The organism is Posidoniimonas corsicana, assembly GCF_007859765.1.
Taxonomy (GTDB): Bacteria; Planctomycetota; Planctomycetia; order Pirellulales; family Lacipirellulaceae; genus Posidoniimonas; species Posidoniimonas corsicana.
Map to the genome: position 1 here is coordinate 3,356,490 of NZ_SIHJ01000001.1, position 19,454 is coordinate 3,375,943.

Consider the following 19,454-nt stretch of genomic DNA (forward strand, 5'->3'; position numbering starts at 1 on the left):
GGTCGCGATTCGCAGGCAAGATCGGACGAGTGCCCGCGAATACCCGGCTACTCAACAGTATCGGCGCTACACTGGGGCGGTTGGCTCGCCTGTGCTGGCTAGCGACTCCCTAGCGCGCTGCTCCTCGAATTGAGCGCAAGGACCACCAATGCAGCGGCCAATCTCGCGCATCGTTCGCAACTGGTTCGCGTGGCTGATGGCCATGGTGCTGGTAGGTTCGCTGGCGGTCTGGTTCATCACGCGGCCCACGCTGCCCAGCCGGATTCTGATCGGCACCGCGGTGCGCGGGGGCCAGTACCACGAGGAGGGCCTCCGGATCGCGGAGGCGTTGGAGCGGCGGACCGGCCGCGACGCCGAGGTGGTTGAGACGTCCGGCTCAGAAGAGAACGCGGAGAAGCTCCGCGGCGGCGAGATCGACGTGGCGATTGTTCAGGCCGGCTCGGTGTCGCTGCAGGGGTTGGCGATCGTCACGCCGCTGCACCGCGACGTGGTGCACGTGATCGTCCGCAAAGCCCCTGACGACGGCAGCCCGCCCATCCGATCGTTCAGCGACCTGGCCGGGCGTGACGTGATTGTCGGCAAACAGGGTTCGGGGATGCGGCGCAGCGCCACCGACGTGCTCGAGCACTACAACCTGCTGGGCGAAGTCACGCTGAGCGGGACCCACTTCACCGAGCTGCTCAAGGACCCTGACCAGAAACACGCAGCAGCGATCGTCACGACCGGCGTCGAGAACGGCGACCTGCGTCTGGTGCTGGAGACCGGCGACTTCGACCTGCTGCCCCTAGACGCGTTGGCGCTCGACAAACGCTACCGCCACTTCGAGTACTACGAGATCCCCTCCCAGCTCTGGCCCCCGGTGCCAACCAGGACCGTGCCCACGGTCGCCGCGTCGGCGCTGGTCGTCGTCCGGGAGAACGCGTCGTCGAGACTGGTGAACCTGCTCCTCGACTCGATCTTCGAGGACAGCCTGCCCGAGTACTTCTCCACGCTGTTCTCGCCGCAGGAGGCGCGCAGCCTCACCCCGGCGCGGCTGCACCCCATGACCCGCAAGTACCATGATCCTTTTGGCAGGTACGGCGTGCTCCACACGGTGCTGGAGGGGCTCGCGGCGGGTAAGGAGCTGCTGTTCGCGCTCGGCGCCGCCATCTACCTCGTGTGGGACCGCTGGCGGCGCATCAAGGAACGCGAGAGCCAGCGGCAGATCAAGGAGCAGAAGAGCCGTCTCGACACCTACCTCGAGCAGACCCTCGAGATCGAACGCGCACAGATGGACGTGTTCGATCCCACGCAGCTGCAGCGGTTCCTCGACGACGTGACCGACATCAAGCTCAAGGCGCTCAGCCGCTTGACGCACGAGGACCTCCGCGGCGACCGGACCTTCGCGATCTTCCTGATGCAGTGCGCCAACCTGATCAGCAAAATCCAGCTGAAGATCATCAACTGCACCAAGTAGCCCCGCCCGTCCCTTAATCAAGACAAGGCAGAACGCGCATGGAGAGCTCCAGCAACGGCGGCCACGGAAACACGACCCTCTACATCGTCGGCGCCATCCTGCTGGCGGTCGCGACGGCGATCATCGGGCCGGCGGTGCTGGGGGAGAGCGTCCGCCCCGCCGTGGAGGTGCTGGATGTCGGGGGCGAGATCTTCCTGCGGCTGCTGCAGATGGTGGTCGTGCCACTGGTGATGGCGAGCGTGATGAGCGGCATCCTCGGCCTGGGAGACGTCCGCAAGCTCGGGCGGCCCGGGGCGTACGCGGTTTCGTACTACCTGTGCACCACGGTGCTGGCGGTGGTGACGGGCCTGATCGTGGTGAACATCGTCAACCCGGGCCGCGGCATCGACCCGGTGCTGGTGGAGGACGCGCGGCAGGAAGGCGAGCAGACGCTGGCCCACGTGGCGGACCGGCGCCAGGGCCGCCGCATCGAGTGGCACAACGTCACGGGCGACCGGGCGGCAGCGGCGGGGAGCAGCAAGAACGCGGCCGTACCGGAAGAGGGCGTCTGGAGCGTGCGGGTGGCGATCGACCAGGTAGGCGAGGCCGACACCGCCGCCGAGGCGCGCGTGCTCTGGAGTCACGATGGCGATGTGTTCGAAGAGGCGCCCGACGGGCTCTTCAAGGCCGGACTGGAGCCCGGGGTCTACACGACCAGCCCGGTCGTGCCGATCCCCGAGGGCGCCGAGTTCGTACGTCTGGATTTCACTCCGCAGGACGGTGGCGAGCGCAGCGTGGTCGAGGCGTACCTGGTCGCCGGGGCACCCTCCATCGGCGACATCTTCAAAAACCTGGTGCTGATGCTGTTCACCAACAACCTGCTGGCCTCGATGGTAGAGATCAACCTGCTGCCGCTGATCGTGTTCAGCATCGCGTTCGGCGCGATGCTCACTACGCTCGGGCCCAGGGCGGACACCATCTCTGAGCTGGTGCTGAGCATCAACGATGCCCTAATGAGCTTCATCCTGCTGCTGATGCGTCTGGCCCCGCTGGGCATCTTCTGCCTGGTCGCCGCGCGGTTCGCCCACGCGCAGCTCGACGGCCAGTTCCTGACGCTCCTCAAGACGCAGGCCTGGTACATGACGAGCGTGCTGGTCGGCCTGGGGATCCACGCGCTGGTGACGCTGCCCCTGCTCCTGTGGTTCTTCACCCGCCGCAACCCGTGGACCTATTTGAGACAGATGTCGCAGGCGGTCCTCACGGCGTTCTCCACCGCCAGTTCCACCGCGACGCTCCCGGTCACGATGGAGTGCGCCGAAACCAAGGCCGGGGTTTCCCGCCGCTCGACCGAGTTCGTGCTCCCGCTCGGCGCGACCATCAACATGGACGGCACCGCCCTGTACGAGGCGGCGGCGGCCATCTTCATCGCGCAGGCCTACGCCTTGGTCGACCCCGCCTTCGTGCTCACGTTCGACAAGCAGGTGGTGATCGCGGTGACCGCCACGCTGGCGGCGATCGGCGCGGCGGGGATCCCGGAAGCCGGCCTCGTCACGATGCTCATCGTGCTCAACGCGGTGGGCCTGCCGCTAGAACTGATCGGGCTGATCCTGCCCATCGACTGGCTGCTCGACCGCTTCCGCACGGCCGTCAACACGTTTGGCGATTCGGTCGGCGCCGCAATCGTCGACAAGGGGTTCCCACCCGACAACGGCGCCGCTGCCGCCTGACCGGCTACCGACCGCCCGTCCGGCGGCGCGGACGCAGTTCGGGGGCCGAGTCTCGCTTCACCGTGGGTTTGGCGTGGAGCCACGCCTGCCGCGCGATAACGGCCGCCACCACGGTAGCGGTGAGCTCCTTGTGCCTCTCAATGGCCGCGCCCCACCAGGCGCCCTGGTCTTCGGCCGTGGCGGGATCTTCGGCGAGCGCGACGTCGATCGCGTTCTCGTCGGCTCGGGCCTCGCGGGACGCCCGCTCGGTGGAAGACGCCGCCATCCGCTCCAGCCCAGGCGATCGGGTCCCGGGCAGAATAGCAGCGACGGTTGATCCCGCTTCTTCGGCGCTAAGGGATGCCTGAGTTTCTCTCTGGTCCTGCGTGGCCGACTCGCCACGCAGGCCGAGGTCGATCTCCGACGGGAATTGGCGGAAGGCCGATTCGAAGTGCGGGACGGACTCCTGACCGGACTCTGCCTGCGCCGCAAACCCCGCCATCTCAAACGCCCAGGCGCGGTCCCAATTGCCCTGCTCGAACCTAACGCGGTCGGCAGGACCAATCGAGAGCGCGCGGGGGCTGTCCGTCGTCGCGGCCAGAGCGCTCGCCGAAGATACCCCCGCGTTCGAGTCGGCCGGGCCGTGCGACGACTCGAACTCGGCCAACGCGGCCCGCAGCGGCGTCTCGGCCGCGGAGAGGGGATCGGCCAGGCCCGTCTTACTTGTTGCTCCACTGCCCGCCGAGAATGGGGGCAACGGGGCAATCTCAGGCGACGGGGTAACCTTCGTGATGGTCAGGTAGCTGTTGCTGGTCCCGGCGACGACGGGCGCTTCGTCAACGGCGTCGGTATCGCGGTCGGCGCCGGCGTACGACTGCAGAGCCACGTCCGAAACAGAGAAACGGATGCTGCCGTCCTCGGCGTAGCTCAGCGTCAAGAACTGCGTCGGGTTTCCCTTGTCCCACCAATCACCGAATAGTGTGCCGCCGCCGGCTAAATCGAACGACCCCGGCAACTGCACGACCGACTGAGTTTCGGTGAACAGCGGCGTCTCGAGTGAGAGCCCATCGCCGGACAGCAGCTCGCGCCGTTCACAACCCTCGAAGGCCAACCGGCGCCCCCGACCGACACTTACCTTCCGTCGGGGACGTTGCAGCAGCGACCGGATGTTCACGGGAGGTACCTCGGAGGGAGGGGGCGGGGCTACTTGATATTACCAGAGTCGAGGATCTGATTCAGCTCTTTCCTCCTCCGCTCGATGTCCTGCCCCTCCTCGGCCCGATTGGCCCTGCGGAGCAGCTCTGCGAAGTTCTGGTACTGCCGGTTTAGCACACTTGCCTGGGCCAGCGAAATGCCACCCTGCTCGGCCAGCTCCTCTTGCACGTCCACGGCCTTCTCGAAGGCTTCCAGGGCGGCCTCGTCTTGGCCGGCGAACTGCAGGGCCACCCCGCGGTTGTTCCACAGCGCCGCCATAGCGCTGCGGTAGCTGGTCTGTTGCGGAAAATCGCCGATCAGCCCGATCAGGTACCCCTCGGCAACCCGGAAGGCTTTCTGACTCTCGTGCGGTTCCCCGATCCGGGCGAGGGCCAGGCCCAAGTTGCTGTGGGTGATCGCCAGCTCGCGGCGGTGACGCGGGATCAATGGGTTGCGACGCACGAGCTGCTCGATCTGACCGGCGGCGTCGCGGTACCCCTCGGCCGCGGCCGCCCAGTTGCCCTGTGCTCCCTGCATGGCCGCCAGGTTGTTGTAGGTCATCGCCAGGTCGGCCTTGAAACCGGTATCCTCGGGGTACTCCTGCACGAGGCGCCGCATCGCCAACCGCGCGTCCCGGCTGGCGGTGATCGCCTCGACCGGAGAATGCTCCCGGAGGGCCTCACTGAGGTTGCTCTTCGCAACCGCGATGTTGCGTACGTAGCGGGGCTCCTCCGGCGCGGAACGCGACGCGTCTTCGAGCCACTTGATCGACTCGCGGATGTTCGACGCCGCCAAACCGCTGCGCCCGTCGCGGCGGAGCAGCAGCCCGAAGTTGGAGAGCGTCTCGGCCAAGGCGTTCGCGGTGTCGGCGTCCCCCGGGGACTCGATGGCGCACTCTCGGAGGATCGTGATCGCTTCGCCGAACAGCTGCTCAGAATCATCAACCACGCCGAGCTGCCCCTGCACGCGCGCCAAGGCGCCCAGGCCAAGCCCGAGCTCTAGGCAGGCGAGCGGTGCGCCGTCGGACTGTTCGGTCTCAACAGGCGACTGGCGCCAGTGCTCCACCGCCTTAGCGTAGAAGTCGCGAGCGGTGATCGTTTCGCCAAGCCGCTCGGCAATCGCACCCGACTTGAAATAGGTTGCGGCCATGTCGCTGGCGACCGACTGATCGTCGGGCGTCGACTGCAGGAACCGCTGGTAGTACCCCAGGGTGTCGGACAGCAGCTCGCGCCGCAGCGTCTCGGCCCCCGGGATGTCGGACAGCCGGTCGGCCAGGTCGCCGCCGAAGTGGTCCACCACGGCTCGCGCCTGCTCGAAGTGCTTCTCCGCCAGGGCCTGGCTTGCCTGCGACTGACGCAGCGCCTCGGCCGTCTGGCGCCCCGCGGACGCGATCCAGATCGCGCTGGCGACTGACACTACTGACACCACCACCAGGGCGGCGGCGGCCGAGATCGCCACGCCGCGGCGGCGCGCGACCCACTTGGCCGTGCGGTCCGCCAAAGAAGGGCGGCGGGCCGCGGTTGGCTTCCCGTCGAGGAACCGGCGGAGGTCGTCGGCCAACTCCTCGGCAGTCGCGTACCGGTCGTCGCGGCGTTTCTCCATCGCCCGCAGAACGATGTTCTCCAGGTCGGCCGGGATCGCGGGGTTCAGCTTGCGGGGGCGCGTCGGATCGTCGTTGAAGACGCGGTGCAGCAGTTCCTCGTGGTCCTCGCCCGAGTGCGCGGGCTGCAGCGTTAGCAACTCGTACAGCGTCGCCCCCAGACCGTAAACGTCCGTGCGGCAGTCGATCATGTCGCCCCGGCCCCGCGCCTGCTCGGGGCTCATGTACCGCAGGCTGCCGACTAGGTCGCCCGGCATGGTCATGCTCATCTCGGACTGCACCCGGGCGAGGCCAAAGTCCGTGACCCACGCCTTGCGGTCGCGGTCGACCAGCAGGTTGCCAGGCTTGACGTCGCGGTGGACGACGCCGTACCGGTGGGCGTAGTCGAGCGCGTCGGCAGCCTCGGCGCCCAGGCGCGCCACCGCCTGGAAGAACGCGGCGCCGCGGATCGCCCCCAGGCTCGATGGCGGTCGGTCGCTCCGCGAGTCGATGCGGGAGGCGGCCCGTGGGGTCGCCTCGTCGGTGGCCGACGCGGCGCCGTCGCGTTCCGAACGCATCTCGGCGATTGCCTCGGCGAGCGAATGCCCGTCGATAAACTGCATCGCGTAGAAGTGGATGCCCCGCTGCTGCCCCACCGCGTACACGGGAACGATGTTCTGGTGGTGCAGGCCGGCGGCGGCCTGCGCCTCGGTGGTAAAGCGGGCGGTCTGCCGCTCGTCGAGCATCGCGGCGAACGGCAGCACCTTGAGCGCGACCCGCCGGTTGAGCGAGAGCTGCCACGCCTCGTACACGACGCCCATGCCGCCGCGCCCGATCACGTTGATCAGCTCAAAGTCGCCCACACGCTTGTTGACGGTCGGCTTGTCCACCCCGACCGCCGCTTCATAGTGGACGGTTTCGTCGTCCAGCAGGTTGCCATCGCAGCGCAGGCCGTTGAGGGGGGAATCACCCAGCGACGACTGCAGCAGGTGCAGGCCCTCGAGGTAGCCGGGTAGATGTTCTGCGAGGTCGGGGTGCCGCCGCGTAAGCTCCTCGAGGGTCGGCCACTCCCCATTCTCCATCGACTCCAAGTACTCGTCGAGGATCTGGGCAAGCTTCTCCCGGGTCGCGTCGCTAGGGGCGTCGGCGCCTCGGTCGGCCGGCGGTGGGGTCGGCTGGCTCATTCTTCGTCCGTCCCAGCATACTCGGCCCGCAACTGCTCCAACGCCCGCAGCCACAGCATCCGCGCCGCGCCCGAGGTGCGGTCCATCTGCTCGGCGACATCAGCGAACGACAGCCCCTCGATGTTGCGGAGCCGGATCACGCGGCGGTAGTCCTCAGGCAGCTTCGCGAGCACCGCCGCCATGGCGGTCTGGGTTTCCTGCCGGCGGAGGTCGGTGCTGGGGGTTTCCTCGTCGCTGGCGAGAAGAGCCGAGAACCGCCAGGACGACTGCTCCACGCCACGCCGCAACCGGTCCAGCGAGACCTCCCGCCGCACATCGCGCTTCGCGGCGACTAGGTTGCGTTCAACCACTCGCATAAGGTTGTTCACCAGGATCCGACGCATCCAGCCCACAAACTGCTCCGGCGAGTCGCCGCGGAATCTGCTGAAGTCCCGGTGGGCTTCGTAGAACGACTCCTGCACCACGTCCGACGCGCTCACCCTGCGTCGCAGGCGGTCGTCCATCCGGGACGAGGCAACGTACTTCAGGTACTCAGAATAGAGCCCCATCAGCCGCCCCAGCGATGATTTCGAACCGGCCAGCGCTCGGTCAAGCAGCAGCGCAGGGAGCTGGGAGGGGCTGGACGGTTCCATCGGACGCACGCGGGGTTGGCCAAGCGGTACGGCAAGGTGAACTCCGGCGGGCAGGGCCCCCGGGCGGCCGCACGCGGCCGCTGCAAGTCCTCATTCTAACCCAACAATCCGCGTGAAACCGCCAAAATCCGTCGCTGGGCGCCGATTTGACTCGCGGCTACTCGAAGGTCCGGTTCGTCTCCGCGTCGCCCCGCTCGGCGAATGCCTGCTCAATGATCGCAAGCTGCTCGTCGGTGAGCCGCCAGCTAGCGGCGCCGGCGGTCTCACGGATCTGCCAAGGCCGCTTGGCCCCACATAGGACCGACGTCACGCCGGGCTGGTGCATGGTCCAGTTGACAACGAGCTGGGCCACCGTGTTACCGGTGAGCTCGGCGGCCTCGCGGAGCCGCGAGACGAACGACTGGTTCTTGACCCACTCTTCCCCTTGGTACATGGGGTACTTGCGGCGGTTGTCGTCGGGCGCCAGCTCGCCGTCCTCCGGCAGCTTGCCCGCCAACAGCCCCTTCATGAACGGCCAGTAGGAGGCCGCCGCGACGCCGTTCTCCTGACACCACGGCAGCGTCCGCTTTTCAATGTCCCGCTGCAGCATGTTGTACGGCAGCTGCACGGCCGCCAGCGGACAGACCGCGTGAAACGCCTGCAGCTGTTCCAGCGAGCAGTTCGACGCTCCCACCGAGACGGTCTTCCCCTCGTCCTGCAGCTGCTTGAGGGCGCCGGCCGATTCCTCAATCGGCACGTTGGGGTCGGGCGAGTGGAGGTACAGCAGCTCAACGCGGTCCGTGGCGAGCCGGCGGAGGCTCTCCTCGCACTCCGCTCGCAGCGTGGCGGGCCGGGCGTCCTGAGTCATCTCGCCGTCTTCGTAGTGGATCCCACCTTTGGTGGCGATCACCACCTCGTCGCGGCGCCCCTCGAGGGCTTGCGCAATCAGCAGCTCGCTCTCCCCTCGCGGGCCGTAAACGTAGGCTGTGTCGATGAAGTTGATCCCGCCAGCGACCGCCTCTTGGATCGTGGCGATGCTGTCGGCGTCATTGGCGCCCAGCGTCGTCACCCCTGCGATAGGCCAGCACCCCAGCGCGATGCCGCTCACGCGCAGGCCGGTGTTTCCCAGAGGACGGTGCTCGGTTGGGAAGTTGCTAGGCATCAGGACTTGGCTACAGGAGGGCGACGGGGCGTGTAGGTGCAACAGTCGACAGGGCAGACATCGTGGCTTGGGCCGAGGTCGCCCAGCGCCGGGCGCGCTGCGCCGTCGGTCGTGCGCTCGACGACCAGGTCGCGGATCATGCCCACGAACTTCGGGTGGACGCCGACCGTTGCCGCGCGTTGAAACCCGATCCCCAGACGCTCGCACAGCTCCTTCGCCTCGGTGTCGAGGTCGTAGATCACTTCCATGTGGTCCGACACGAAGCCGATCGGCAGCACCACAACATCCGCGGCGGTGCCCTCGGAGTGGCGTTCTTCGATGACGTCGCACACGTCCGGCTCGAGCCAAGGCTGCTGGGGTGGTCCGCTACGCGACTGGTAGACGAGCTCGTACTTCGGGTGGCCAACCGCCTCGGCGACCAACCGGCTCGACTCGGCGAGCTGCTGCTGGTAGCGGCAGTTGTCCGCCATCGACATCGGGATGCTGTGAGCCGAGAACAGCACCAGCGCGTCATCGCGGCGATCGGTAGGAATACGATCCAGGGCCGCACGCAGGTTTTCCGCGTTGACCTCAACAAACGCCGGGTGGTTGTAGAACATCCGCAGCTTATCGACCCGCGGGGCGTCTGGGCCGACCGTCTGCTGAGCTTCCGCGATGTTCTCCCGGTACTGGCGGCAGCCCGAGTAGCTGCTGAACGCACTGGTGAAGAACGCAATCGCCCGCTTCACGCCATCCTCAGCCATGCGATTGAGCGTGTCCGGCAGCAGCGGGCGCCAGTTGCGGTTACCCCAATAGATCGGCAGCTTCGGTCCGCGACGCGCCAGTTCCTCCTCCAGCGCTGCGATCAACCGCCGGTTTTGCTCGTTGATCGGGCTGACCCCGCCGAACGACTGGTAGTGCTCCGCCACCTCCATCATCCGCTCGCGCGGCACATTTTTTCCGCGGAGCACGTTCTCCAGGAAGGGCAGCACATCTTCAGGGCCTTCGGGTCCGCCGAACGAGACCACCAGAATCGCGTCGTAATCGCCGGGCAACGGGAACTCCGCATCAGGAAGTAAGGAACCTCGGGCCGCATCCACGACAAAAAAAGCCGGCCCGCTCAAGTGCTGTTATAGGGCAGCTGAGCGGGCCGGCTAGTAGTGACCCCAACGGGGTTCGAACCCGTGTTGCCGGCGTGAAAGGCCGGAGTCCTAGACCACTAGACGATGGGGCCTGAGAGTGGCGACCGCGTGCGATCCGCCAGAAGTAGCGTTTTTAGGCTGGCGAGGCGTGATCGTCAAGGCGATGATCGGCGCCAAGACACGCGTGACCCAACAAAAAGTCACTGACAGACGGCTATTGGTAGCCAATCGATCGGCTCTCACTATCGAGAGCATGATGGAGCCAAGATTCGCTCCACCTAGAATTCAGCACGCCAGTGAGGATCCGCGTTACTCAGCGGGGCTGCTATCAGGTTCGTCGACGGAACGCGAAACGCCCTGCTCGGCGGCGCCAGGTCCCGAAGGCTCAGGCTGTTGGCTCCGGCGGATCGCTTCGTACACCTCGTTGCGATGCACGGGCACCTCTTTGGGCGCTTCCACGCCAAGGCGCACTTTGTCCCCGCGGATTTCAACGACAACGATCGTAATGTCATCATTGATGACAATACTCTCGTTCTTCTTCCTGGACAGGACCAACATGGGTCGATTCCTCGGTTTCGACAGCTGGCGAAGCGCCCGTGGCGGCCCACGTCGGGGCGCCCTTACGAGCAAATCGCACGGCCTTCCGCCTACAAAGCCTCACTTTGCGGGCATCGTCCATACCTCCACTCTAAAACCCGTCTATTGCGAGTCAAGCGAATGCCGAGCGGGGCGGCGACGAAATCGGAGAAAATCCCGAATTTGGCACGATTTTAGAGGGCAGATAAGTTTGGCCGGCCACCGGAAGCCCGAAATCCCGTCAATTGGCGCCGGTTAGGCGCCCAATTCTGACGGTTTTCACGGCCTCGGCAGGCTCAGGTCGTGCCTGGCGCGGGGCTGTCGGACTTGCCGCCGAACAGCTTTTTCGCGACCGCTCCGCCCGCCAGCAGCAGCACGATCCAGAACTTCTTGAAGATCAGGGCGAGCTTGAGCAGCAGCCCAGTCTTGACCAGCACCTTGCCCGCGACCAGCCCGCCGATTCCGTAGGCGGCGATCTTGTCAATCGACGGGTCGAACTCTGAGTAGCGGTAGCCGGGGTTGAATGAGACCGCCGACATCACATCGCCGCGGCGGCGTTCGATCTCCGGCAGCTGGCTCATGTCGGCGACGAAGTTGAGCTCCAGCACGCCCTTGCGACCCAACGCACGGATGTTGTAGTTGAGGGTGTTGGTCTCCGATTCACCAAACTGGAGCTCCTTCGCCCAGTGCAGCTTGTGCTCGGCGGCGTCGTACCGCGGCGGCGACGCCCAACCCACAAGCCTAATCGGTTCGAAGCCAGCCTGCTCGCGCTGCTTGTTCTCTTCAACCGTGCCCGCTTGCATGTCCTTGAGCAGCTGGTCGTAGTCGATGGAGTTGGCGTCCTCGTCCGAGACGTACCCGTCTTCGGTGTAGTCGATCGTCACGCCCCAACACTCCTCGTCGAGCGGCGAGTACTCCGCGGGGAAGATCATGCCGAGGGTCTCGCCCGCAGCGGGGTTGCCCCAGGCCTCCGTCAGCACGCGGCGGGCGTCGGCCGGAGAGAGGTAGTAGTACTCCTGCCCAAGGTCCAGGCTCGCCATCCCCCCAGGCAACTCGACAACGCCCGTCTTCCGGTCGAGCGAGCCCTCGAACTGCTTCTGCCACTGCCGCATCTGCTCCATCGCGGCCTCCAGATCGGCGGGCGGAGTTTCTTCGCCGGCAGCGACCGCAACACCCGACGTTACGGCAGCAACGGACACGACCGCGACGGCGGCAAGGTTGCGGACGAGCCGCCAGGGAGAGTTCGACATGTACTTAACCTACGGGTGCGTAACGGACTACACTCAGCAGCACCCTAACCACCAAAACGGTTCGCCGCAACAGTAACGCGGTGATTCTGCGACACGAGCATGAGCCGGCAGCATACTGCGGCTCCAGCCTCCGTTGCTTCCACGACTAAGAAGCTAGACTGAATCGCAAACGATGCTGATCGACACACACGCCCACCTCGACCAAGACGCGTTCGATGCGGACCGCACCGAGGTGATCCGCCGAGCCGTCGATGCAGGCGTCGAGCATGTCGTCGCGATCGGGGTCACGGCCGATTCGAGCGAGGCGTGCGTCCGTCTCGCCGAGGAGCACGGCCCCGTCAGCGCCGCGGTCGGAATCCAGCCAAACGACGTGGCCGAGGCCAAACCGGGCGATTGGGACCGGATCGTCGAGCTCGCGCAGCGGCCGGGCGTGGTCGCCCTGGGAGAGACGGGGCTCGACCGGCACTGGGACTTCACGCCGTTCGATCAGCAGCAGGACTACTTCGACCGCCACCTCCGGCTGTCGCAGCAGACCGGACTGCCGTTCATCGTCCACATGCGCGACTGCGGGGAGGACGTCCTGCAGATGCTGCAGGAAGCGCGGGAACGCGGCCCGCTGCACGGTGTGATGCACTCCTACACCGGCGACGCGGCCCTCGCCGAGGCGTGCCTGGCGCTCGGTCTGGACATCAGCTTCGCCGGGATGGTGACCTTCAAGAAGTCGAACGAGCTGCGTGCTGTGGCTCAATCGATCCCGATCGACCGGCTGCTGGTCGAGACCGATTGCCCGTACCTCTCTCCCGAGCCGGTGCGCAAGATCCGTCGGAACGAGCCGGCGCACGTCGCCCACACGGCGCGGCTGCTGGCCGACGCCTGCGGCGTGCCGTTTGACGACCTCGCTCGGCAGACCACCGCCAACGCGAAGCGGCTGTTCCGGCTTGCCTAGCATCCGTTAGCCACAGCAAACGCGAACAGCCCGTGAGAAGCTCTCACGGGCTGCCGGTTGGTCGTAGTCCGACGAAGCGCGAAGTTAGTTGCAGTTGCAGGGATGATCGTACGGCGCCCGGTAGCCGCCCGAGGGGCCTACCCAGTTGCCGCACTTGTCGCACGGGTCGCAGCAGCGGGGCGGGTCGTTGTGCCACTCGTTCCAGTACACCTCGCCGTCGCAGCCGTCGCATGCACACAAGCCGCCCAGCAGCCTGCCGAGGGTGCGCTTGATCTTGACCAGGCAGCCGCAGGGCTTGCCACAGCAGTCGCCGCAGCCGCACGGGTCGCAACAGTCCTCAACGCCGCAACCGATGTCACACCCCGTGTCGCAGCAGCAGTCGGGGTCAGCGCAGCAATCCGGTTCTGCACAGCACGCCGGATCCGCACAGCAGTCGGGCTCAGCGCAGCAGCCGGGCTCGCAGCCGCACCCAACATCGCAAGAGCAGGGACCGGTGCAGACGCAGATCGGGAACGTCTTCTTGCAGTTGCCCTTGAACTTCTGGAAGGCCATGTCGCACCCGCTGGCGGTGTCGCAGCAGCCGACCTCCGAGCCGCAGCCCTTGCCCTTCAAGTGGCAGCAGGCGCAGCCGTTGGCAGCGGCAATCAGCAGAACGAGTCCCAGCGACAGCGACTTTTGCACAGCGGTCATCGAGTTCCCCCCTCGTGGTCGCCACGCCCAGGGCGTGGCCAGCGGCACGGACGAACGCCGCCTCATGCAGCGAACGCTTCCGTCGGTTCGATCGTCGAGGAGGGCAGCCGCCATTGAGCAAATCCGCTAGAATCGTCAAAGTTTGCCCCGTCTGACTCACCGGTCCCGCCCCCAGCATGCCAACACCGCTAGCTATTGGCCGCTTTAATCACGCCACGCTGAACTGCCGCGACGTCGGCCGGAGTGTGGCGTTCTACCGCGATCTGCTCGGCCTCCGTCAGATGAAGCGGCCCCCGTTCAGCTTCGCGGGCGCCTGGCTGTACCGCGACGGCCTAGGGATGATGATCCACCTCAACGAGATTCAGGATCTGCCCTCCCTGCCCGACGATATCCAGACCCGCCACCGCCACCTGGCCTTCCGCGCCGAGGACTTCGACGCGACGCTCGCCGACCTGCGTGAGCGGGGCATCCCGTTCGTGGAGCGCACGCTACCCGACCTGGGCTACCGCCAGGCGTTCTTCCATGACCCCGACGGCAACATCATCGAGCTGGGCGAGTGGCCCGACGTCGAGGACCTGATCCAGCGAGAAAACCTAGAGCTGGACGGCTAGCGGCCGACAGCACCAACAATTCATCCCCCCGCCCACAACCACCACCGCCAGGCACACGCATGACGCCCGAAGCCAAGACCTTTTTCCAGCAGATCCTCGAAACCCCCAGCCCGTCCGGCTTCGAGCAGCCGGTGCAGAAGCTGGTCCGCGACTACGCCGAGGGTTTCGCCGACCAGGTCCGCACCGACCTGCACGGCAACGTGATCGTGAGCTGCAACCCGGACGCGCCGCTGCGGGTGATGTTCGCCGGGCACGCGGACCAGATCGGCCTGATCGTCACGTACATCGACGAGCTCGGCTTCATCTACACCAATACGATCGGCGGCTGGGACCCGCAGCAGCTGATCGGCCAGCGGATGACCATCCACACCGCGGGCGGCCCGATCCCCGCGGTGATCGCCCGCAAGGCGATCCACCTGCTCGATGAGCAGGAGCGAAAGCAGGTGGTCAAGACAAAGGAGCTGTGGCTGGACATCGGCGCAAAGGATCAGGCCGAGGCGGCCGAAGCGGTCGGCATCGGCGACCCGGTCACCCTGCAGCTCGGCTACCAGGAGATGCGCAACAACCTGGCCAACTCGCCGGGTATGGACGACAAGACCGGCCTGTGGGTCTGCATGGAGGGCGCCCGCCGGGCGGTTGAGCGGGGCGGGCTGAAGGTGGCCGTGCACGCGGTCGCCACGGTGCAGGAAGAGGTCGGCCTGCGCGGCGCCGCGACCAGCGCTTACGGCGTGCACCCGCACGTGGGCATCGCGGTCGACGTGACGCACGCGACCGACTGCCCCACCATCGACAAGACCCAAGAGGGCGACGTCAAGCTGGGTGGCGGGCCGGTGGTGTACCGCGGGCCGAACTTCAACCCCGAGGTCTGCAAGCGGCTCAAGGCCGCCGGCGCTGCGGCTGACATTGGCCTCCAGTGGTGCGGCATGGGCCGCCCCGGCGGCACCGACGCCAACGCCATCCAGCTCGCCCGCGGAGGCGTCGCGGCGGGCCTGGTAAGCGTTCCCAACCGCTACATGCACAGCGCGGTGGAGATGATTTCGCTGGACGACATCGACCAGTGCGCCGACCTGCTGGCCGAGTTTCTGCTAGGCATCGAGGCGGACGCGGACTTCACGCCACGGTAGGGCGGTTGCGGCCGCGCAACCTACCCCCTTCCGCGGCGGGCGGCGGACGCTATGATTCGCGCATGCCAAAAACGCCGCTCGCGGAACTCAAGATCCGCCGTTGGAAGAAGGCCGACATCCCGGCCATCGTCGCCTGCCAGCAGGCCGCCTACCCGCGGCTCGATGAGGAGAGCCTGCAGGACCAGCGCAAGTTCGAGCTGCAGCTCGCCGCGTTCCCCGAGGGGCAGTTCCTGGCGGAGGCCGATGGGAAGGTCGTCGGCTACTGCTCCTCGCTGATCGTCACGATCGACGACGAGCTGCCGTGGCACTCGTACGACGAGATGACCGGCGTCGGCACGTTCAACACGCACGACCCGGGCGGCGACTCGCTGTACGGCTCGGACATCGCCGTGCACCCGGACTACCGGGGGAGGGGCGTGGCGGCGGCGCTGTACAAGCGCCGCAAGTCGCTGATGAAGCGGCTCAACCTGCGGCGGATGATCGCCGGCGGCCGGATCCCGGGCTACGCCGAGCACGCCAAGAAGCTGACGGCGCAGAACTACATTGAGGCCGTCAGGCAGGGGGCGCTGAAGGACCCCGCGCTGTCGGCCCACCTCAAGGCCGGCTACCAGGTGCGCGGCGTGCACTACGGCTACCTTAGCGACGCCGAGAGCATGAACTTTGCGACGCTGCTCGAGATGCCCAACCCGCGTTTCGACCCGGCCAAGCGGCTCATCGCGGGCGCTCCGATTCGCAAGTCGGTCCGCAAGGTCCGGGTCTGCGCGGCCCAGTACCAGATGCGCCCGCTGGCCGACTGGCAGCAGTTCGCGTACCAGGTAGAGTTCTTCGCCGATGCCGCCAACGAGTACCACTGCCACTTCCTGCTGATGCCGGAGATGTTCACCGCCCAGCTCTTCAGCCTGCTGCCGGCGGAGCTGGAGTCGTTCGAGGCGGTCAAGCGGCTCGCCGAGTGGACCGACCAGTACAAGGAACTGTGTCTGCGGATGGCGGCCAAGCACGGGCTGTACCTGATCGGGGGCTCGCACCCCGCCCTGGTCGACGACGAACTCCGCAACCGCGCGTACCTGTTCACCCCGTCGGGCGAGACCTACTGGCAGGACAAGCTGCACATCACCTCGGTCGAGCGGCAGTACTACGGCATGCAGCCCGGCGACGCGCTCAAGGTGTTTGACACCCCGGTCGGCCGGATCGGCATCCTGATCTGCTACGACGTCGAGTTCCCGGAGCTGACCCGGCTGCTGGTGCAGAACGGCATCGAGATCCTCTTCGTCCCGTTCGCGGTGTACGAGCGGAAGGGCTACCACCGCGTGCGTTACTGTGCCCAGGCCCGCGCAGTGGAGAACGTCATCTACGTGGCGTTGGCCGGCTCGGTCGGCAACCTGCCGCAGGTCCGCAGCTTCCTGATCAACTACGCTCAGTCCGCCATCTGCACGCCGTGCGACTTCTCGTTCCCGAAGGACGGGATCATCGCCGAGGCCGAGCCCAATGTCGAAACGGTGGTGATCGGCGAGCTGGACCTGAACGACCTGTCCGTGCAGCGCGACATCGGCAGCGTGCTGCCGCTGCAGGACCGCCGCGACGACCTCTACGAGACGCGGGGCAAGACCAAGGTCGAGGTCGTGACCGTGCGCTAGAGCGTGCTTCACGTACCTGCAGCGTCGATGGCGTAGGCGAGGCGAGCGGGGCAAGGAGTCCGAAGCAGGCGGATTGGTAGATCCGTCGATGCAGGACGACGAAGCCCGGCGAAGCCGCAGCCCGCTAGCAACGCTGCAGGTACGTGAAGTGCGCTCTAGACGTCGTCGCCCGCCTGGATCTGCACGTAGCTCTCGTAGCGGCGGGCGTCGATCCAGCCATCGGCCACGGCGTCCTTCACCGCGCAGAACTCCTCGTGCGTGTGGGTGCAGTCGGCGTACCGGCACTTGCTGACGAACGGCCGGATGTCGCGGAACAGGCCGGCGACCTCCTCCGGGATCACGTCCCACAGTTGAAATTGGCGGATGCCGGGCGTGTCGACCAGATAGCCGCCGTCGCCCGTGGGGTAGAGCTCGGCGGTGGTCGTGGTGTGGCGGCCCTTGTCGGTCTCGGTGCTGACGGTCTGCACCCGCAGCGACAGCGCCGGGTCGATCGCGTTGAGCAGAGTCGACTTCCCGACGCCGGACTGTCCGGTTAGCACGGTCTCCTTGCCGGCCAGCGACTCCTTCAGCGGCTCGATCCCCTGCCCGTCCACCACGGAGATGAGCCGCACGTCGTAGCCCATCTGGTCGTACACGCCGGTAATCGGCATCAGATCGGCCCGGTCGACGAGGTCGGTCTTGGTGATGCAGACAATCGGGCTCAGCCCGGCCTGCTCGCAGGTCACCAGGTACCGGTCGATGAGGTTCGGCTTCAGCCTGGGCTGGGCCGCGCTGACCACGATCAGCACCTGGTCCACATTCACCACAATCAGGTGCCGCCGCCCGCGGCTGGTGCGGCTCAGCACGCCGTGCCTGGGCTCGACGCGCTCGATGATACCCTCCTGCTCACCCTCGGGGCGGACCCAGACGTTGTCGCCGGCGGCGACCACGTGTCGCAGCTCGGTGGAAAGCTGCTTGAGCAGCTGCCGCGTGGCGCAGGCGCGGGTGCGGCCCTCGTCGGTCAGAACGGTGCTCACCAGCCCCTGCACCCGCAGCACCCTGCCCTGCACGCATTGGTCGCGATCGATCTCCGGCAGCACCATCGTGCCGGACGCGTCCTCGACAACCTCGCCCCCGGCGATGGTCTTCTTGCGGGTCAGGCCGCCCTTGCCCGAAACGCGTTCGCGGCCGGCCTCGTCGCCGGCGGCGTCCGAGTCGCCGGTGAACCGCCGGGTGAGGTCGTTGTTGCGGGCCCGCGACTGGTGGTTCTTGCGGAAGTCGGCCCGCAGCTTGCCCTTCTTCTTTTTGGACACGGATCGATTGCTGCTGCAGGGGTGAAACCGCCCCAGTCTACAGCGCGGAGGGGGGCGGAGGGAGCACCGTCGAGAACGACGCCGCGGCGCCGCCCGCGGTTCGGTGCGGTCGAAAAAGAAAGGACGCTCGGCGGGGCCGAGCGTCCTTTGTGGCTTGTCTCTGCGTTAGCGTCGGCTCACAGGGCCTGGCCTGGAAGCTTGACCTGGCCGGCCGCGTTGTTGTTGGGATCGTACCGCTTGGAGGACGAACCGCCGCGGGGGGTGTGCTCCAGGCCGGCCCGCTTAAGGAGCGACTCGCCCAGAATTTCTTTCGACTGATTGTCCGACGGCGGCGGGCCGACGGCGCCGAGCTCGGCCGGCGAGTACTCGACGCGGTACTTGTGCTTGCTGATGGCCAGGGTGTCGCCCGGGTCGACCCGCTTGTCTTGCACCTTAGCGTTGTTGACCTTCACGCCGTTGCGGCTCTGCAGGTCGCGGACAAACAGGTACCCGCTGTCGAAGTAGAGCTCGCAGTGGTGGGCCGACACGTTGGCGAACCGCAGCACGATGTCGCAGCTCTCACGGCGCCCAACAAGCAGCTTTTCTTTGAGCAGCGGGACCGGGTCGCCGCCGCCGAGAGGAATGAGTTCGCCGTACATGGGTTGCCTCAGGTGGGGGGAGACGGGGGAGGATGAATAACACGATGGCCCCGCCTGCGTATCAAGATCCACTCTAGAAACACCGGGAAAACTAGTCAACTCGCTGCACGGCCTACGGCGGCCCGCCGAGCCACGATTGCCGCCCTCACAATCCGGACAAGTCGGTTCACACTAACGGTTTGCAAGGAATCCCCGCATGTGGTTGGTCGCATCGGCGGAAACCGCGTTTAAATCCGACGGCTGGCCTAGCGGTTACTCCCCAGACGGGCGGTGCTACAATCCACCGCCGTGGAGAGGACCGGGCAGTCGCCGGTCGGGCCGCGAGGCCCGGCGGGAGGAAAGTCCGGGCGCCAGAGGACAGGGTGGTGGGTAACGCCCACCGGCCGCGAGGCTAGGGAAAGTGCAACAGAAAGCAGACCGCCGGCGGCTCTGTGCCGTCGGTAAGGGTGAAACGGTGCGGTAAGAGCGCACCAGCAGGCGGGGTGACCCGCTTGGCTAGGTAAACCCCACCCGGCGCAAGGCCAAGCAGGGGGCAAGAGCTGGTCCGGCTCGCTTCAACCCCCGGGTAGGCCGCTTGAGACGGCGAGCAATCGCCGCCCTAGAGGAATGATTGCCGCCCGCCTTCGGGCGGGGACAAAACCCGGCTTACAGGTCCTCTCCACTTTTTCAGCTTGCAGCCTCCGCTGCTGTCAGGCGCCGCT

16 protein-coding genes, 1 tRNA gene and 1 other RNA gene are annotated in these 19,454 nt (G+C 66.7%); 7 read left to right on the plus strand and 11 right to left on the minus strand.

Features of this window, described 5'->3' with window-relative positions:
• The first annotated feature begins 148 nt into the window (after positions 1–148).
• Positions 149–1,456, plus strand: a complete 1,308-nt coding sequence (locus tag KOR34_RS12885; protein WP_146564979.1) for a TAXI family TRAP transporter solute-binding subunit — start codon at positions 149–151, stop codon at positions 1,454–1,456.
• Between the two features lie 38 nt (positions 1,457–1,494).
• A complete protein-coding gene (locus tag KOR34_RS27145; protein WP_228714599.1) occupies positions 1,495–3,162 on the plus strand; it encodes a dicarboxylate/amino acid:cation symporter in 1,668 nt (555 codons plus the stop codon).
• 4 nt (positions 3,163–3,166) lie between these two features.
• Here KOR34_RS27145 and KOR34_RS12900 read toward each other — a convergent pair whose 3' ends face one another.
• The 8 genes from KOR34_RS12900 to KOR34_RS12935 all read right to left on the minus strand — a co-directional run bounded on the left by KOR34_RS12900 (position 3,167) and on the right by KOR34_RS12935 (position 11,818).
• On the minus strand, positions 3,167–4,315 hold the full coding sequence (locus KOR34_RS12900) for a hypothetical protein (protein WP_146564980.1): 1,149 nt from the start codon (positions 4,313–4,315) through the stop codon (positions 3,167–3,169).
• A gap of 29 nt (positions 4,316–4,344) precedes the next feature.
• Positions 4,345–7,098, minus strand: coding sequence for a protein kinase domain-containing protein (locus tag KOR34_RS12905; RefSeq protein ID WP_146564981.1), 2,754 nt, complete (start codon positions 7,096–7,098; stop codon positions 4,345–4,347).
• A complete protein-coding gene (locus KOR34_RS12910; protein WP_146564982.1) occupies positions 7,095–7,730 on the minus strand; it encodes a sigma-70 family RNA polymerase sigma factor in 636 nt (211 codons plus the stop codon). The genes KOR34_RS12905 and KOR34_RS12910 overlap by 4 nt, the downstream gene beginning before the upstream one ends.
• A 157-nt stretch (positions 7,731–7,887) precedes the next feature.
• Positions 7,888–8,871: an aldo/keto reductase gene (locus KOR34_RS12915; protein ID WP_146564983.1), complete on the minus strand. Its 984-nt coding sequence runs from the start codon at positions 8,869–8,871 to the stop codon at positions 7,888–7,890.
• Positions 8,871–9,905 carry a ferrochelatase gene (locus KOR34_RS12920; protein ID WP_146564984.1) on the minus strand — a complete coding sequence of 345 codons (1,035 nt, stop codon included), beginning with the start codon at positions 9,903–9,905 and terminating at the stop codon, positions 8,871–8,873. Before KOR34_RS12920 ends, KOR34_RS12915 begins: the two co-directional genes overlap by 1 nt.
• Before the next feature lie 106 nt (positions 9,906–10,011).
• Positions 10,012–10,084 (minus strand) — tRNA-Glu (locus KOR34_RS12925).
• Between the two features lie 217 nt (positions 10,085–10,301).
• On the minus strand, positions 10,302–10,550 hold the full coding sequence (gene csrA / locus KOR34_RS12930; RefSeq protein ID WP_228714600.1) for a carbon storage regulator CsrA: 249 nt from the start codon (positions 10,548–10,550) through the stop codon (positions 10,302–10,304).
• Positions 10,551–10,864: 314 nt separating this feature from the next.
• Positions 10,865–11,818, minus strand: coding sequence for a DUF2167 domain-containing protein (locus KOR34_RS12935; RefSeq protein ID WP_197531374.1), 954 nt, complete (start codon positions 11,816–11,818; stop codon positions 10,865–10,867).
• A gap of 172 nt (positions 11,819–11,990) precedes the next feature.
• Between KOR34_RS12935 and KOR34_RS12940 the strand changes: the two genes are divergently transcribed.
• Entirely contained in the window at positions 11,991–12,764 is a 774-nt protein-coding gene (locus KOR34_RS12940) for a TatD family hydrolase (RefSeq protein WP_146564985.1), read from the plus strand.
• Between the two features lie 84 nt (positions 12,765–12,848).
• Here KOR34_RS12940 and KOR34_RS12945 read toward each other — a convergent pair whose 3' ends face one another.
• Positions 12,849–13,454 carry a hypothetical protein gene (locus KOR34_RS12945; RefSeq protein ID WP_146564986.1) on the minus strand — a complete coding sequence of 202 codons (606 nt, stop codon included), beginning with the start codon at positions 13,452–13,454 and terminating at the stop codon, positions 12,849–12,851.
• A gap of 176 nt (positions 13,455–13,630) precedes the next feature.
• Between KOR34_RS12945 and KOR34_RS12950 the strand changes: the two genes are divergently transcribed.
• From KOR34_RS12950 to KOR34_RS12960, 3 genes are all read left to right on the plus strand, one after another.
• Positions 13,631–14,065 carry a VOC family protein gene (locus tag KOR34_RS12950; protein ID WP_146564987.1) on the plus strand — a complete coding sequence of 145 codons (435 nt, stop codon included), beginning with the start codon at positions 13,631–13,633 and terminating at the stop codon, positions 14,063–14,065.
• 59 nt (positions 14,066–14,124) lie between these two features.
• A complete protein-coding gene (locus tag KOR34_RS12955) occupies positions 14,125–15,189 on the plus strand; it encodes a M42 family metallopeptidase (protein WP_146564988.1) in 1,065 nt (354 codons plus the stop codon).
• Between the two features lie 62 nt (positions 15,190–15,251).
• Positions 15,252–16,823, plus strand: a complete 1,572-nt coding sequence (locus KOR34_RS12960) for a bifunctional GNAT family N-acetyltransferase/carbon-nitrogen hydrolase family protein (RefSeq protein ID WP_146564989.1) — start codon at positions 15,252–15,254, stop codon at positions 16,821–16,823.
• A gap of 155 nt (positions 16,824–16,978) precedes the next feature.
• Here KOR34_RS12960 and rsgA read toward each other — a convergent pair whose 3' ends face one another.
• Both rsgA and KOR34_RS12970 read right to left on the minus strand, forming a co-directional pair.
• The gene (gene rsgA, locus KOR34_RS12965) at positions 16,979–18,115 is read right to left on the minus strand and encodes a ribosome small subunit-dependent GTPase A (protein WP_146564990.1); all 1,137 of its coding nucleotides are present in this window, start codon (positions 18,113–18,115) and stop codon (positions 16,979–16,981) included.
• A 176-nt stretch (positions 18,116–18,291) separates the two neighbouring features.
• Positions 18,292–18,753 carry an FHA domain-containing protein gene (locus KOR34_RS12970; protein ID WP_146564991.1) on the minus strand — a complete coding sequence of 154 codons (462 nt, stop codon included), beginning with the start codon at positions 18,751–18,753 and terminating at the stop codon, positions 18,292–18,294.
• A gap of 290 nt (positions 18,754–19,043) precedes the next feature.
• On the opposite strand from KOR34_RS12970, the gene rnpB reads away from it, so the two are divergent.
• An RNA gene (rnpB, locus tag KOR34_RS12975) (RNase P RNA component class A) lies at positions 19,044–19,417 on the plus strand.
• Positions 19,418–19,454: the final 37 nt, after the last annotated feature.

Excerpts from the sequence above, each read along its gene's own strand:
- KOR34_RS12910 (WP_146564982.1), bottom strand. The coding sequence starts at position 7,730 with ATGGAACCGTCCAGCCCCTCCCAGCTCCCTGCGCTGCTGCTTGACCGA.
- KOR34_RS12950 (WP_146564987.1), top strand. The coding sequence starts at position 13,631 with ATGCCAACACCGCTAGCTATTGGCCGCTTTAATCACGCCACGCTGAAC.
- KOR34_RS12885 (WP_146564979.1), top strand. The coding sequence starts at position 149 with ATGCAGCGGCCAATCTCGCGCATCGTTCGCAACTGGTTCGCGTGGCTG.
- csrA (WP_228714600.1), bottom strand. The coding sequence starts at position 10,550 with ATGTTGGTCCTGTCCAGGAAGAAGAACGAGAGTATTGTCATCAATGAT.
- KOR34_RS12935 (WP_197531374.1), bottom strand. The coding sequence starts at position 11,818 with ATGTCGAACTCTCCCTGGCGGCTCGTCCGCAACCTTGCCGCCGTCGCG.
- KOR34_RS12945 (WP_146564986.1), bottom strand. The coding sequence starts at position 13,454 with ATGACCGCTGTGCAAAAGTCGCTGTCGCTGGGACTCGTTCTGCTGATT.
- KOR34_RS12915 (WP_146564983.1), bottom strand. The coding sequence starts at position 8,871 with ATGCCTAGCAACTTCCCAACCGAGCACCGTCCTCTGGGAAACACCGGC.
- KOR34_RS12905 (WP_146564981.1), bottom strand. The coding sequence starts at position 7,098 with ATGAGCCAGCCGACCCCACCGCCGGCCGACCGAGGCGCCGACGCCCCT.
- KOR34_RS12940 (WP_146564985.1), top strand. The coding sequence starts at position 11,991 with ATGCTGATCGACACACACGCCCACCTCGACCAAGACGCGTTCGATGCG.
- KOR34_RS12970 (WP_146564991.1), bottom strand. The coding sequence starts at position 18,753 with ATGTACGGCGAACTCATTCCTCTCGGCGGCGGCGACCCGGTCCCGCTG.
- KOR34_RS12955 (WP_146564988.1), top strand. The coding sequence starts at position 14,125 with ATGACGCCCGAAGCCAAGACCTTTTTCCAGCAGATCCTCGAAACCCCC.
- KOR34_RS12960 (WP_146564989.1), top strand. The coding sequence starts at position 15,252 with ATGCCAAAAACGCCGCTCGCGGAACTCAAGATCCGCCGTTGGAAGAAG.
- KOR34_RS27145 (WP_228714599.1), top strand. The coding sequence starts at position 1,495 with ATGGAGAGCTCCAGCAACGGCGGCCACGGAAACACGACCCTCTACATC.